Below are 14818 nucleotides of genomic sequence, written 5' to 3' on the forward strand. Positions count from 1 at the left end.
GGCGGGGCGGTCGTCGTGACCGCCCCGCCCCGGGTCTTCTCGCCGGTGTCAGCCGCCGAAGCCGGCCACGTTCTCCTTCGTGACCACCTTCACCGGAACCTTCACCGTCTCGCTGACCTGCTCGCCCTCGGCCGCGCGCAGCGCGTTGTCCACCGCGATCCTGCCGAGTTCCTTCGGCTGCTGCGCGACGGACGCGTACAGCGTGCCCGCTTCGACCGCCTTGAGGCCGTCCGGCGTGCCGTCGAACCCGACGACCTGGACCGACGTGCCGGCCTTGGAGCCGAGCGCCTTGATCGCGCCGAGCGCCATCTCGTCGTTCTCGGCGAACACGCCGTCGACGTCCGGGTGGGCCTGGAGCAGGTTGGTCATCACGTCGAGGCCCTTGGTGCGGTCGAAGTCCGCGGGCTGCTTGGCGACCACCTCGATGCCCGGGTAGTCCTTCAGGCCCTCGGCGAAGCCCGCGCCGCGCTCGCGGCTGGCGGAGGTGCCGGCCTGGCCCTGGAGGATCACGATGGTGCCCCGGCCGCCCAGCTTCTCGGCGAGCGCCTTGGCGCCCTGCCTGCCGCCCGCGACGTTGTCGGAGGCGACCAGCGCGTCCGTCTCGGCCTTGTTGACGCCCCGGTCGACGGCGACGACGGGGATGTCGGACGTGTTGGCGGAGCGCACCGAGGGGCCGGCCGCGTCCGAGTCCACCGGGTTGACGATGATCGCGCCGAGGCCGCCGCTGGTGAAGTTCTGCAGCTGGTTGGCCTGCTGGGAGGCGTCGTTCTGCGCGTCGGTCACCGTCAGGTCGACGCCCCGCTTCCGCGCCTCCTCCTGCGCGCCGGCCCGGATCTGCACGAAGAACGGGTTGTTCAGGGTCGACAGGGACAGGCCGATCCGCTCGGTCTTCGCCGCCGACGAACCGTTGTGCAGGAAGGACATCGCGCCGACGACCGCCGCCGCGACCACCGCGGCGAGCACGTACGTCGCCGCCTGCTTCTTCCCGCCGCCGCTCGACGTGCCGGCCGCCACCGGGGTGGCCCCCGCCTTGCGGCGCAGCGTGTCGAGGAGCACCGCCAGCGCGATCACGACACCGATCACGACCTGCTGCCAGAACGCCGACACCGACAGCAGGTTGAGGCCGTTGCGCAGCACCGCCAGGATCAGCGCGCCGATCAGGGTGCCCGACGCCTTGCCGGTGCCGCCCGCGAGGGAGGCGCCGCCGATGACGACCGCGGCGATCGCGTCCAGCTCGTAGCCCTGCGCGGCCTGCGGCTGCGCGGAGGACAGCCGGGCGGCGAGCACGATGCCCGCGGCGGCGGCGAACAGGCCGGACAGCGCGTAGATGGCGAGCTTCTGCTTCTTCACCCGCAGCCCGGACAGCCGGGCCGCCTCCTCGTTGCCGCCGATGGCGTACATGGAGCGGCCGATGTACGTCCGGCCCAGCACGAACGCCGTGAGCAGCCCCATGACGACCATCACCAGCACCGGTACGGGCAGCCAGCCGCCGAGGGTGTCACCGAGGTGCGAGACGGAGTCCGGGAAGGCGATCGGGGAGCCCTGCGAGATGACCAGGGACAGACCCCGCGCCACCGACAGCATGGCCAGCGTCGCGATGAACGACGGCAGCTTGCCGTACGAGACGAGGAAGCCGTTGACCAGGCCGCAGGCGATGCCGGTGGCGATGGCGAGGAGCACCGCGAGGACGACCGGCACGCCCTGTGAGGTGGCGCTCCAGGCCAGCACGGTGGCCGACAGGGCGGCGACCGAGCCGACCGACAGGTCGATGCCCGCGGAGACGATCACGAAGGTGACGCCGAAGGCGAGGATCGCGGTGACCGCCGCCTGGACGCCGACGTTGAGCAGGTTGTCGGCCGTCAGGAAGTCGCCGGACAGCGCCGACATGGCGATGACCAGGACGATGAGCGCGGTGAGCGCCCCGTTGTCGAGGAGCAGGCGGCGCAGACCGCCCGAGGCGCCACCCGCGCCCGTCGAGCTCTTGAGCGTGTCAGTGGCCACGGGGGGTCTCCTTGTCGGTTGTGCCGGCCGTGTCGGCCGTGTCGTCTTCGGGGCCGGCGGTGTGGTGGTCCCCGGACCCGGCGGGGGTGCCGACGGCGAGTGCCATCACGGCGTCCTGGGTGGCCCGGTCGGCGGGGAGTTCGCCCGCGATCCGGCCCTGCGCCATCACCAGCACCCGGTCGCTCATGCCGAGCACCTCGGGCAGATCGCTGGAGATCATCAGGACGGCGGCGCCGCCGGCCGTGAGCTCGTTGACGAGCTGGTAGATCTCGACCTTGGCGCCCACGTCGATGCCGCGCGTGGGCTCGTCGAGGATCAGCACCTTGGTGTTCGCCAGCAGCCACTTGCCGATGACGACCTTCTGCTGGTTGCCGCCGGACAGCGTGCGCACGTGCTGCCCGAGGCCCGCCATCCGCACGCCGAGCTGCTCGGCGATCCGGGCGGCGGCCGCGTGCTGTCCCTTGAGGTCGACGAGCCCCGCGCGGGTGGCGGACCTGAGGGTGACCAGGCCGAGGTTCTCCGCGACGGAGGCGTCGAGGACGAGCCCCTGCCCCTTGCGGTCCTCGGGCACGAGCCCGATCCCGGCCGCCATGGCCGCGCCCACGTCGTGGCGGCGCAGCGTCGTGCCGTCGACCAGCACGGCCCCCTTGTCGTACGGGTCGGCCCCGAACACGGCCCGGACGACCTCCGTGCGCCCGGCCCCTACCAGCCCCGCGATGCCGACGACCTCACCGGCGCGCACCTCGAAGCTCACGTCGTGGAAGACGCCGTCGCGGGTGAGCCCCTCGACCCGGAGCAGCGCGTCGCCGGTCTCCGGCCGCACACGCGGGTACTGCTGCTCGATCGACCGCCCCACCATGAGGCGTACGAGCTCGTCCTCGGGCGTGGAGGCGGGCACCTGGCCGACGCTCCTGCCGTCCCGGATGACGGTGACCCGGTCGCCGAGGGCGGCGATCTCCTCCAGGTGGTGGGTGATGAAGACGATGCCGACACCGTCCGCGCGCAGCCGCCGCACGATGGCGAACAGCTTGTCGACCTCCTCGGAGGTCAGCACGGCGGTCGGCTCGTCCATGATGAGCACCCGCGCGTTCAGGCTGAGCGCCTTGGCGATCTCGACCATCTGCAGTCGTGCGATGCCGAGGTCGCGCACCCGCGCGCGGGGCGACACGGGCACGCCGACGCGCTCCAGGAGCACGGCGGCCTCGGCCTCCATCGTCTTGCGGTCGATCATCCCGAAGCGGCGCGGCTGCCGCCCGAGGAAGATGTTCTCGGCGACCGTCAGATCGGGGACGAGGTTGAACTCCTGGTAGATGGTGGCGATCCCGAGCCGCTCGGAGTCCTGCGCACCGTGGATGCGCACCTCCTCGCCACCGGCCAGGATTCGGCCGGCATCGGGTGTGTAGGCGCCGGAGAGCATCTTGATCAGCGTGCTCTTGCCCGCGCCGTTCTCACCGAGGAGGACGTGCACCTCGCCCCGGCGCAGGTCGAAGTCGACGTTGTCGAGGGCGACCACGCCCGGGAAGGTCTTGCGTATGCCCTCGATGCGCAGCAACTCGTCCGGGTTGCTCACGGCGTACTCCTTCGTACGGGGGACGGGGACTGTGGGGGCACGGGCTCGCCGCACGAGCGGCGTACGACGAGCCGGGCGGGGAGGGTGACGGACGCGCCGGGCCGGCCCTCGATGCGGTCGACCAGCGCGCGCACGGCGGCCCGCCCGAGCGCGCCCGTGGGCTGGGCGATCGCGGTGACCGGCGGGTCGGTGTGCACGAACCAGGGGATGTCGTCGAACGCGGCCAGCGCGATGTCGTCGGGCACCCGCAGCCCGCGCGCGCGTACGGCGTCCAGCGCCCCGAGCGCCATCAGGTTGTCGGCGGCGAAGACCACCTCGGGCGGCTCGGCCAGGTCGAGGAAGCCGTCGGTGACCCGGCGGCCGCTGCCGGCCTGGAAGTCGCCCTGGCCTATGTAGGTGCCGGGCAGCTCCAGCCCGTGCTCGCGCAGCGCCGCGCGGAAGGCGTCCACGCGTTCCCGGCCGGTGGTGGTCGCGGCGGGGCCGGCGATGATCGCGAGCCGGCGGTGCCCGATTCGGTGCAGGTGTGCCACCAGGTCCCGCACGGCCGCCTGCCCGTCCGAGCGGACCACCGGCACGTCCACGCCGGGGATCCACCGGTCGACGAACACCATCGGCGTGCCCGCGCGGGCGGCGTCCAGCATCAGCGGCGAGCCGCCGTCGGTGGGGGAGACCAGCAGCCCGTCGATCCGGCGGTCCAGCAGGGTCCGTACATGGTGGTCCTGGAGTTCGGGCCGCTCGTCGGCGTTGCCGATGATCACGCTGTAGCCGAGCGCGCGGGCCTCCTCCTCGACGGAGCGGGCCAGTTCGGTGAAGTACGGGTTCATCACGTCGCTGATGACCAGGCCGAGGGTGCGGGTCTGGTCGGTGCGCAGCGACCGGGCGAGGGCGTTCGGGCGGTAGCCCAGCGTCTGGACGGCGGCCAGCACGCGTCTGCGGGCGTCCTCGCTGACCGACGGATGGTCGTTCAGGACGCGCGAGACCGTGGCGACGGAGAGCCCCGCCTGGGCAGCGACGTCCTTGATGCTCGCCATCGCCGCTCCACCTCCTCGTGGAATCGATTACACGAGGGATTGGAATCGATTACACGAGGTGGACGCAAGGGGTGTGGGGGTGGCCGATATCCGATCGTGACCGGAGCGGAGGTGCGGGTGCGGCGGGGTGCGGGTGCGGCGGGGTGCGGTGAGGCGGGGTTCGGGTGCGGCGGGGGCCGGTCATGGCGCCGTGTGTGGTCCGGTGGCCGTGGGGCCGCTCGCTTCTTGGTCAGTGTCGTGCTTCCGCGAGCCGCGTCAAGGGCGCTGCGTTCCGCTGCGCTGCACTCCGCGTCGCCTGCGGCGATGGCCCTTCGGGCCACCCTTGACCCGGCCCGCTCCAGCACGGGGGAGAAGCGAGCGAGCGGCCGGGGAGGAACGGGGGCCCGGGCAAGTCTGCGATCAACCGTCGGCTGCGTGGCCGGCCGGTGACGGCGGTACGCGGTCGCGCCTCGCCGGCACGCCGGGCCGGCTCAGCGGCGAACGGCCGGCCGGCCGGTGGCTGGATGAGTGCGTGGCGGGCGAATGGCGGCACACGTCAGACGGGCTTCGTCACCTCTCGCCCGGCCCGCGAACCCCGGGCCCCCGATCTTCCGGGCCCCGATCTTCCCGGCCCCGGCCTTCCGGGCCTGCGACCGTCCAGGCCTTCCGGGCCTGGGACCGTCCGGGCGTTCCGGGCTTCCGGCCTTCCGGGCCTGGGACCGTCCGGCTCCTGGGACCGTCCGGGCGTTCCGGGCTTCCGGCCTTCCGGGCCTGCGACCGTCCGGCTCCTGCGACCGTCCGGGCGTTCCGGCCTTCCGGCCCCTGGGACCGTCCGGCTCCTGCGACCCTCCGGCCCCTGCGACCCTCTGGGCCTTCCGGGCCTCCGGCCCCCTTCGAAAACCGTGAACACTTGGGGCCGAAGTGTTCACGCTTTCCGCGACCACCTCCCACCCTCGGGTCGTATGCTCCCCGCCGCCCCGAACTGCATGCCCATCGGCGGCCTCACGGTCCCGTGAATCCATGCTCTCGCCCCCTCGACCCACGCCCCCCGAGCCCCACCCCCTAAATCCCAACCCCAGCCGTCCCCACCCGGCAGCAGCTACCAGCCACCAACTACCAGGTACCGGCCGCCAGTCACCGGCCGCCGGCCACCAGCCACCAACTACCAGGAACCGGCCGCCAGTCACCGGCCGCCGGCCACCAGCCACCAACTACCAGGTACCGGCCACCAGTCACCGGCCGCCAGCCACCAACTACCAGGAACCGGCCGCCAGTCACCGGCCGCCGGCCACCAGCCACCAACTACCAGGTACCGGCCGCCAGTCACCGGCCGCCGGCCACCAGCCACCAACTACCAGGTGCCGGCCGCCAGTCACCGGCCGTCGGCCACCAACCACCAGGTACCGGCCACCGGCCGTACGTCGCTGAGCCGGCCCGGCGTGCGGGCGAGGCGCGACCGCGCACCGCAAACCCCGGCCGACTCACGCAGCCGACGGTTGATCGCAGACTTGCCCGGGCCCCCGTTCCTCCCCCGGCCGCCCGCTCGCTTCTCCCCCGTGCTGGAGCGAGCCGAGTCAAGGGTGGCCCGAAGGGCCATCGCCGCAGGCGACGCGGAGTGCAGCGCAGCGGAACGCAGCGCCCTTGACGCGGCTCGCGGAAGCACGACACTGACCAAGAAGCGGGCGGCCCCAACGGTCACGCCTCCAACGCCCTAAGCGGCACCCAGCTCGCACCACACGTACTTGCCCTGACTGCCATGCCTGGCCAGCGGCTGCCAACCCCACACGTCGGCACAAGCACGCACCAGCGCCAGTCCCCGCCCGTCCTCCACCTCCTCCCTCCCGTCGGACGGCACCGGCGGCACCGGAGGCACCGGAGGCACCGGAGGCACCGGAGGCACCGGAGGTTCGGGGTCCGCGTCCCACGCCCCGATCCGCAGCGTGCCGGGCGGGAGCCAGAGCACGCGGAGGGCGGCGGGGCCCTTGGTGTGCCGCACGGCATTGGAGACCAACTCCGTCGCGAGCAGTTCGGCCACGTCCACAAGACGGATCAGCCCGTGCATGGTGAGGATCAGCCGGAGAGTGCGGCGGCTGATGGTGACGGCGCGAAGGTCGTTGGGGATGAGGAGGGAGTACTCCCAGGGCTCGTTCTCGGGCATGCGTCGACTCCATTCGCGTAAGGGGGTTGAGGGAGGGCTCGGTGTCATTGCCGCAGGCGTCATGGCAGGACGCGGCGGTCCGCTTCCGGCACTCCGGTTCCGCACCGTGTGCGTCACGTCACCGACGGTAGGGATAAAGGTTTAAGTTCTGTAAGTCGATCGCATACTCTGCCCCTCGAACGAGTCACGCCGAAGCGTGCGTTGGGAGAAACGGGCGATGGTACTGAGGAGTGAACCGACGGCACGTCAGGTGCGCCTGGCGGTCGAAGTGCGCAGGCTCCGCGACGCGGCAGGCCTCACGGCCCGCGAGGCGGCGGCACTGCTCGGGGTGAGCGCCCCGCAGATCAGCCAGATCGAGACCGGCCTCGCCGGCCTGAGCGAGAAGCGTCTGCGCCGCCTCGCGGCTCACTACGCGTGTACGGACGAGGCGTTCGTGGACGCCCTGGTGGCGATGGCGACCGATCGAACACGTGGGTGGTGGGAAGAGTACCGGGAACGGTTGCCCACGCCGTTCCTCGACCTGGCCGAACTGGAGCACCACGCCACGTTCCTGCGCGAGGTCCAGTTCCTGTACATCCCCGGTCCGCTCCAGACGGAGGACTACGCCCGCGCGGTCTTCGCCTACCGCGTCCCCGAACTCCCGCAAGAGGAACTCGAGGTGCGGGTCCGGCATCGGATGGAACGCAAGGCGGTCCTCGAAGGGCCGACGCCGTACGAGGCGGTCATCCACGAGGCTGCGTTGCGCATCATGGTGAACGACCGGGCCACCTCACGGGCCCAACTGGTCCGCCTCCTGGAGTTCTCCGAGTCGGAGCACGTCACCGTCCGCGTCATCCCCTTCCATGTGGAAGGCTTCGCCGGCGCCGGGAGCGCCATGACGTATGCGGGAGGCGCCGTACCCCGACTGGACACTGTGGTGCGAGACGGGCCGCACGGTGCGACCTTCATCGATTCGGAAGCCCAGCTTGCCGCGTTTCGAACGCTCTTTCATAAAGTGGAGGCGGTGTCGCTCGCTCCCGAGCGGTCGCGCGACTTCATTCACAGGCTGGCGAAGGAGCTGTGAGCACTCCATGGACATCCCCGGGAACTGGCGGAAGTCGTCCTACTCGGGTCCCGGCGACGGCGACTCCTGTGTGGAGATCGCTGATAGCCCCACCCGCATAGGCATACGAGACTCGAAGGACCCCCTCAGAGCCACCCTCACCTTCCCCGCCGACGTCTTTGCCCACTTCCTCGAAGCCCTCAAGACGCACCGATAGCCCGCGCAGGCTGTCGCACCCCGCCGGTACCGTCGAACCATGCCCAACCAGTCCACTGCCCCCGGCGAACCCCGCCTCGCCGTCCTCGAAGGCGTCCTGGAGCGGATCACCTACGCCAACGAGGAGAACGGCTACACGGTCGCCCGCGTGGACACCGGCCGGGGCGCCGGTGACCTGCTCACGGTCGTCGGCGCGCTGCTCGGCGCCCAGGTCGGCGAGTCCCTGCGGATGGAGGGCCGTTGGGGCTCCCACCCGCAGTACGGCAAGCAGTTCCACGTCGAGAACTACACGACCGTGCTGCCGGCCACGGTCCAGGGCATCCGCCGCTACCTCGGCTCCGGCCTGGTCAAGGGCATCGGCCCGGTCTTCGCCGACCGCATCACCCAGCACTTCGGGCTGGACACCCTCCAGGTCATCGAGGAGGAGCCGAAGCGGCTGATCGAGGTCCCCGGCCTCGGTCCCAAGCGGACGAAGAAGATCGCCGACGCCTGGGAGGAGCAGAAGGCGATCAAGGAGGTCATGCTCTTCCTCCAGACCGTCGAGGTCTCCACCTCCATCGCGGTGCGCATCTACAAGAAGTACGGCGACGCCTCGATCTCCGTGGTGAAGAACCAGCCCTACCGGCTGGCCGCCGACGTCTGGGGCATCGGCTTCCTCACCGCCGACAAGATCGCCCAGTCCGTCGGCATCCCGCACGACAGCCCGGACCGGGTCAGGGCGGGCCTGCAGTACGCGCTGTCGCAGGCCACCGACCAGGGGCACTGCTACCTCCCCGAGGAGAAGCTGATCGCCGACGCGGTGAAGCTGCTCCAGGTCGACACCGGCCTGGTCATCGAGTGCCTCGCCGACCTGGCCGCCGAGCCGGAGGAGGGGGAGGACCCCGGAGTCGTCCGGGAGAAGGTCCCCGACCCGCAGGGCGGCGACCCCGTCACCGCCGTCTACCTCGTCCCCTTCCACCGCGCCGAAGTCGCCCTCTCCGCCCAGCTGCTGCGCCTCCTGCGCACGGAGGAGGACCGGATGCCCGCCTTCCGGGACGTGGTCTGGGACAAGGCGCTCGGCTGGCTGAAGAACCGTACGGGCACGGAGCTCGCCCCCGAGCAGGAGGCGGCCGTCAGGCTGGCGCTCACCGAGAAGGTCGCCGTCCTCACGGGCGGCCCCGGCTGCGGCAAGTCGTTCACCGTCCGCTCCATCGTGGAGCTCGCCCGCGCCAAGAAGGCCAAGGTCGTCCTCGCCGCCCCGACCGGCCGTGCCGCCAAGCGCCTGGCCGAGCTGACCGGCGCCGAGGCGTCCACCGTCCACCGTCTGCTGGAGCTGAAGCCCGGCGGCGACGCCGCCTACGACCGGGACCGCCCGCTCGACGCCGACCTGGTGGTGGTCGACGAGGCCTCCATGCTCGACCTGCTCCTCGCCAACAAGCTGGTCAAGGCCGTACCGCCGGGCGCCCACCTGCTCTTCGTCGGCGATGTCGACCAGCTGCCCAGCGTCGGCGCCGGAGAAGTGCTCCGGGACCTGCTGGCCGACGGCGGCCCGGTCCCCGCCGTCCGCCTCACCCGGGTGTTCCGGCAGGCCCAGCAGTCCGGCGTCGTCACCAACGCGCACCGGATCAACGCCGGGCAGCACCCGGTCACCGACGGCATGAAGGACTTCTTCCTCTTCGTCGAGGACGACACCGAGGAGGCCGGCCGGCTCACCGTGGACGTGGCGGCCCGGCGCATTCCGGCGAAGTTCGGCCTCGACCCGCGCCGGGACGTGCAGGTGCTGGCCCCCATGCACCGGGGCCCGGCCGGCGCGGGCACCCTGAACGGGCTGCTCCAGCAGGCCGTCACCCCGGGCCGCCCCGATCTCGCCGAGAAGCGGTTCGGCGGCAGGGTCTTCCGCGTCGGCGACAAGGTCACCCAGATCCGCAACAACTACGACAAGGGGAAGAACGGGGTCTTCAACGGCACCGTCGGCGTGGTCACCTCGCTCGACCCGGTCGACCAGCGCCTGACGGTGCTGACCGACGAGGACGAGGAGGTGCCGTACGACTTCGACGAGCTGGACGAGCTGGCGCACGCCTACGCCGTCACCATCCACCGCTCCCAGGGCAGCGAGTACCCGGCGGTCGTCATCCCGGTGACCACGGGCGCCTGGATGATGCTCCAGCGCAACCTGCTGTACACGGCGGTCACCCGGGCCAAGCGGCTGGTCGTCCTCGTCGGCTCCCGCAAGGCGATCGGACAGGCGGTGCGCACGGTCTCGGCGGGCCGCCGCTGCACGGCCCTGGACTTCCGCCTCGCCGGCTCCCGGCACTCCGGTTCCCGGCTCTGGGAGGGCCCCGCCACCACGGTGAGGAACCCGGCATCAAAAAATGATCGATCAAACGAGTCGTAAAGGTCACAGAGCCCTTCCGGATGGGGAACACAGGGGGCAGGATGGGCAAGTTGGCGGCACTGAGTGCCGCCAATAGGCCCGATGGGCGACCCCGAGTGCACTCACCTGAGCCGAGTGGGGGATGGTAGAGACAGTCAGGGCACCTCGAAGATGAGGCACTACGTCGGTGAGGGAAGACGTGAGCGACAACTCTGTAGTACTGCGGTACGGCGACGGCGAGTACACCTACCCGGTGATCGACAGCACCGTCGGCGACAAGGGCTTCGACATCGGGAAGCTCCGCGCCCAGACCGGTCTGGTGACGCTGGACAGCGGCTACGGCAACACCGCCGCCTATAAATCCGCGATCACCTATCTCGACGGCGAGGCCGGCATCCTCCGGTACCGCGGCTACCCGATCGAGCAGCTGGCCGAGCGCTCCACCTTCCTGGAGGTCGCGTACCTGCTGATCAACGGCGAGCTGCCGACCGTCGACGAGCTGGCCGCGTTCAAGGACGAGATCACGCAGCACACCCTGCTGCACGAGGACGTCAAGAACTTCTACAAGGGCTTCCCGCGCGACGCCCACCCGATGGCCATGCTGTCGTCGGTGGTCTCGGCGCTGTCGACGTTCTACCAGGACAGTCACAACCCGTTCGACGAGCGTCAGCGCAACCTCTCGACGATCCGCCTGCTCGCCAAGCTTCCGACGATCGCGGCCTACGCCTACAAGAAGTCGATCGGCCACCCCTTCGTCTACCCGCGCAACGACCTCGGTTACGTCGAGAACTTCCTGCGCATGACCTTCTCGGTCCCCGCGCAGGAGTACGAGCTCGACCCGGTCGTCGTCTCCGCGCTGGACAAGCTGCTGATCCTGCACGCGGACCACGAGCAGAACTGTTCGACCTCCACGGTCCGTCTGGTCGGCTCCTCGCAGGCGAACATGTTCGCCTCGATCTCCGCCGGCATCAACGCCCTGTGGGGCCCGCTGCACGGCGGCGCCAACCAGTCCGTGCTGGAGATGCTGGAGGGCATCCGCGACGCCGGCGGTGACGTCGACTCCTTCATCCGCAAGGTGAAGAACAAGGAGGACGGCGTCCGCCTGATGGGCTTCGGCCACCGGGTCTACAAGAACTTCGACCCGCGCGCCAAGATCATCAAGGCCGCCGCGCACGATGTGCTGTCCGCCCTCGGCAAGTCCGACGAGCTGCTGGACATCGCGCTGAAGCTGGAGGAGCACGCGCTCTCCGACGACTACTTCGTCTCGCGCAGCCTCTACCCGAACGTCGACTTCTACACCGGCCTGATCTACCGGGCCATGGGCTTCCCGACCGAGATGTTCACGGTCCTGTTCGCCCTGGGCCGTCTGCCGGGCTGGATCGCCCAGTGGCACGAGATGATCAAGGAGCCGGGCTCCCGCATCGGCCGCCCGCGTCAGATCTACACGGGCGTCGTCGAGCGGGACTTCGTCCCGGTCGAGGAGCGCTGACCCCGCTTTCGAGCCGCAACGCCGGGCCCCGTACACGCAGGTCGTGTGCGGGGCCTTGCGGTGAGGGACGCGCGTGCGGGACCTTCGGTCAGGAAGGCGCATGCGGTGGTCTCAGGCCACGGAAAGCGCCTTCACGCAGGCGCATGCGGTGGCCGTCAGGTCAGAGGCGAATGAAGAAGGCGCCCCGGCGCCGGTCCCCCCACGGGCCGACGAACCAGGGCGCCTTCCCATGTCCCGGTGCGGATTCCCCCCACGGGATCCGGCCGGGCGTCTGTGAGAACAGCGCCTGAATCGCTGTGTGAGCGCGGAGGGAACCCGCCGCACTCGTCGGTATGCGGTCTGCCGGGACAGCGCACGTTCGGGAGGGCCGCTCAAAGCTTCCCGCTGGTACGTGCCCCGGCAACGCAATCACCCGGGGAAAGTCCCCCAAGACATTCCCCAGATGTCAGGAAGCGCCCCCCAAGACGCTGCCCGACATCGCCAACTTAGACCTTCGAACCCCTTCGATGGTTACCTTCAGATCGCTGTGATCTGCGTCTCTCGCATATGACCCTTTGATGCGCAAGAGCCCGCAAACCACTCAACGGGACTCAAGCGTAAGGATGATGCGCGAGCCTTGTGAAGAGCTTATGTGAGGGTCGTATCGGACTCCAGGGGTAACCCCAACTTCGAGACCTCAATGGAACGCCCGGAGCCGCAGGCTGTTCGTCACCACGAACACCGAGGAGAAGGCCATCGCGGCACCGGCGATCATCGGGTTCAGCAGCCCCGCGGCGGCCAGCGGCAGCGCGGCGACGTTGTAGCCGAAGGCCCACACCAGGTTGCCCTTGATCGTGCCGAGGGTCCTGCGGGACAGCCGGATCGCGTCCGCCGCCGCCCGCAGATCACCGCGCACCAGGGTCAGATCGCCCGCCTCGATCGCCGCGTCCGTGCCGGTGCCCAGGGCGAGACCCAGATCAGCGACAGCCAGCGCGGCCGCGTCGTTGACGCCGTCGCCGACCATGGCGACACCGCGCCCCTCGCCCTGCAGCCGCCGTACGACATCGGCCTTGTCCTCGGGCAGCACCTCGGCGATCACCTCGTCGATGCTCACGCTCCGCGCCACCGCCTCGGCCACGGTCCGGTTGTCACCGGTAAGCAGCACCGGCGTGAGCCCCAGGGCGCGCAGCTCGCGCACCGCCTCGGCGCTCGTTTCCTTCACGGCGTCGGCGACCGCCAGGACACCGCGTGCCACCCCGTCCCAGCCCGCCACGACGGCCGTACGCCCGTCACGCTCGGCCTCCTCGCGGGCCCGTGCCAGCTCCGGCGGCAGCTCCCCGAAGAGCCGCCCCACGGCCACCTCGTGGCCCTCCACGCGCCCGCGGACGCCCCGGCCGGGGACGTTCTCGAAGTGCTCGGCCGCCGGCAGCGTCCCGGCGCGTTCCTCGGCGCCCGCGGCGATCGCCCGCGCGACGGGGTGCTCGGAGGCGTGCTCCAGGGCGCCCGCGAGCCGCAGCAGCAGCCGCTCGTCGGTGCCCTCGGCGGCGTACACCGCCTGGAGGGACATCCGGCCGGTGGTGACGGTCCCGGTCTTGTCCAGGACGACGGTGTCGACGCGGTGGGTGGACTCCAGGACCTCGGGTCCCTTGATGAGGATGCCGAGCTGGGCGCCGCGCCCGGTGCCGACCATCAGCGCGGTCGGCGTGGCCAGTCCGAGGGCGCACGGGCAGGCGATGATCAGCACGGCGACGGCCGCGGTGAACGCGGCGACGGTGTCCCCCGTGGCGCCGAGCCACACGCCGAAGGTGCCGGCCGCGATCAGCAGCACCACGGGGACGAAGACCCCGGAGATGCGGTCGGCCAGCCGCTGCACCCGCGCCTTGCCGTTCTGCGCGTCCTCGACCAGCTTCGCCATCCGCGCGAGCTGGGTGTCGGCGCCGATCCGGGTGGCCTCGACGACGAGCCGCCCACCGGCGTTGACCGTGGCGCCGGTGACGGTGTCGCCGACGGTGACGTCCACGGGCACGGACTCGCCGGTCAGCATGGAGGCGTCCACGGCGGAGACGCCCTCCAGCACCGTGCCGTCGGTGGCGATCTTCTCTCCGGGGCGCACGACGAACCGGTCGCCCACGGCCAGCCGCTCCGCCGGTATCCGCACCTCGCGCCCGCCCACCCCTCTCCCGCCACCGCCCTCGGCCGAGAGCGCTTCGCGCTCGCCCTCGTCGTATCGCAGTACGGCCACGTCCTTGGCGCCCAGCTCCAGCAGCGCCCGCAGGGCGGCTCCCGCGCGGCGCTTGGAACGGGCCTCCAGATAGCGGCCGAGCAGGATGAAGGCGGTGACACCGGCGGCGACCTCCAGATAGATCGTGGAGGCGCCGTCGGCGCGGGAGACGGTGAGGTCGAAGGGGTGCCGCATGCCGGGCATGCCCGCGTCGCCCAGGAAGAGCGCCCACAGGGACCAGCAGAACGCGGCGAGGGTGCCGACGGAGACCAGCGTGTCCATGGTGGCCGCGCCGTGCCGGAGGTTGGTCCAGGCGGCCCGGTGGAAGGGGGCGGCGCCCCAGACCACGACGGGCGCGGCGAGGGTGAGCGAGAGCCACTGCCAGTTGTCGAACTGCAGGGGCGGGATCATCGCCAGGAGGACGACGGGCAGGGCGAGGAGCGAGGAGACGGTCAGGCGCCGGCGCAGGGTGGCCGGTTCGGAGTCCGCCTCCGGGGCGGCGGGCGTCTCCTCCCGCGGGGGCGCGGGTTCCTCGGCGGTGTAACCGGTCCGTACCACCGTGTCGATCAGGTCGGCGACCGCGGTGCCCGGCGGGTAGGTGATCCGGGCCTTCTCCGTCGCGTAGTTCACCGTGGCGGTGACGCCGTCCATGCGGTTGAGCTTCCTCTCGACGCGGGCCGCGCAGGAGGCGCAGGTCATCCCGCCGATGAGCAGCTCGACCTCCGAGGCCACCGGCTGGCCGGCGGTCGGTGCCTCGGTGGCGGTGGTGCTGGTCATGT

General features: G+C 71.1%; 9 protein-coding genes. 4 read left to right on the top strand and 5 right to left on the bottom strand.

The window, feature by feature from the left end:
- Positions 1-48: 48 nt before the first annotated feature.
- The 4 genes from IE178_RS01325 to IE178_RS01340 form a co-directional block, all read right to left on the bottom strand.
- Positions 49-2001 carry an ABC transporter permease/substrate-binding protein gene (locus IE178_RS01325; protein ID WP_184760521.1) on the bottom strand — a complete coding sequence of 651 codons (1953 nt, stop codon included), beginning with the start codon at positions 1999-2001 and terminating at the stop codon, positions 49-51.
- Positions 1991-3571, bottom strand: a complete 1581-nt coding sequence (locus tag IE178_RS01330; RefSeq protein ID WP_318279772.1) for a sugar ABC transporter ATP-binding protein — start codon at positions 3569-3571, stop codon at positions 1991-1993. Before IE178_RS01330 ends, IE178_RS01325 begins: the two co-directional genes overlap by 11 nt.
- A complete protein-coding gene (locus tag IE178_RS01335) occupies positions 3568-4602 on the bottom strand; it encodes a LacI family DNA-binding transcriptional regulator (protein WP_193510984.1) in 1035 nt (344 codons plus the stop codon). The genes IE178_RS01330 and IE178_RS01335 overlap by 4 nt, the downstream gene beginning before the upstream one ends.
- A 1690-nt stretch (positions 4603-6292) precedes the next feature.
- The gene (locus tag IE178_RS01340; RefSeq protein WP_193510985.1) at positions 6293-6739 is read right to left on the bottom strand and encodes an ATP-binding protein; all 447 of its coding nucleotides are present in this window, start codon (positions 6737-6739) and stop codon (positions 6293-6295) included.
- A gap of 217 nt (positions 6740-6956) precedes the next feature.
- Here IE178_RS01340 and IE178_RS01345 point away from each other — a divergent pair, with 217 nt between their 5' ends.
- From IE178_RS01345 to IE178_RS01360, 4 genes are all read left to right on the top strand, one after another.
- Positions 6957-7802: a helix-turn-helix domain-containing protein gene (locus tag IE178_RS01345; protein WP_193510986.1), complete on the top strand. Its 846-nt coding sequence runs from the start codon at positions 6957-6959 to the stop codon at positions 7800-7802.
- Between the two features lie 7 nt (positions 7803-7809).
- Positions 7810-7998, top strand: coding sequence for a DUF397 domain-containing protein (locus IE178_RS01350; protein WP_193510987.1), 189 nt, complete (start codon positions 7810-7812; stop codon positions 7996-7998).
- A gap of 39 nt (positions 7999-8037) precedes the next feature.
- Positions 8038-10371, top strand: coding sequence for an SF1B family DNA helicase RecD2 (gene recD2, locus IE178_RS01355; RefSeq protein WP_193510988.1), 2334 nt, complete (start codon positions 8038-8040; stop codon positions 10369-10371).
- A 178-nt stretch (positions 10372-10549) separates the two neighbouring features.
- The gene (locus IE178_RS01360; RefSeq protein WP_184760526.1) at positions 10550-11839 is read left to right on the top strand and encodes a citrate synthase; all 1290 of its coding nucleotides are present in this window, start codon (positions 10550-10552) and stop codon (positions 11837-11839) included.
- Between the two features lie 676 nt (positions 11840-12515).
- Here IE178_RS01360 and IE178_RS01365 read toward each other — a convergent pair.
- Complete coding sequence (locus IE178_RS01365) at positions 12516-14816, bottom strand: heavy metal translocating P-type ATPase (protein WP_193510989.1); 2301 nt, start codon at positions 14814-14816, stop codon at positions 12516-12518.
- Between the last annotated feature and the right edge of the window lie 2 nt (positions 14817-14818).

The organism is Streptomyces griseoloalbus, from assembly GCA_014650015.1.
Classification (GTDB): Bacteria; Actinomycetota; Actinomycetes; order Streptomycetales; family Streptomycetaceae; genus Streptomyces; species Streptomyces griseoloalbus.

Coding starts and splice junctions, on each gene's coding strand:
- IE178_RS01335 (WP_193510984.1), bottom strand. CDS start 4,602: ATGGCGAGCATCAAGGACGTCGCTGCCCAGGCGGGGCTCTCCGTCGCC.
- IE178_RS01340 (WP_193510985.1), bottom strand. CDS start 6,739: ATGCCCGAGAACGAGCCCTGGGAGTACTCCCTCCTCATCCCCAACGAC.
- IE178_RS01345 (WP_193510986.1), top strand. CDS start 6,957: ATGGTACTGAGGAGTGAACCGACGGCACGTCAGGTGCGCCTGGCGGTC.
- IE178_RS01350 (WP_193510987.1), top strand. CDS start 7,810: ATGGACATCCCCGGGAACTGGCGGAAGTCGTCCTACTCGGGTCCCGGC.
- recD2 (WP_193510988.1), top strand. CDS start 8,038: ATGCCCAACCAGTCCACTGCCCCCGGCGAACCCCGCCTCGCCGTCCTC.
- IE178_RS01365 (WP_193510989.1), bottom strand. CDS start 14,816: ATGACCAGCACCACCGCCACCGAGGCACCGACCGCCGGCCAGCCGGTG.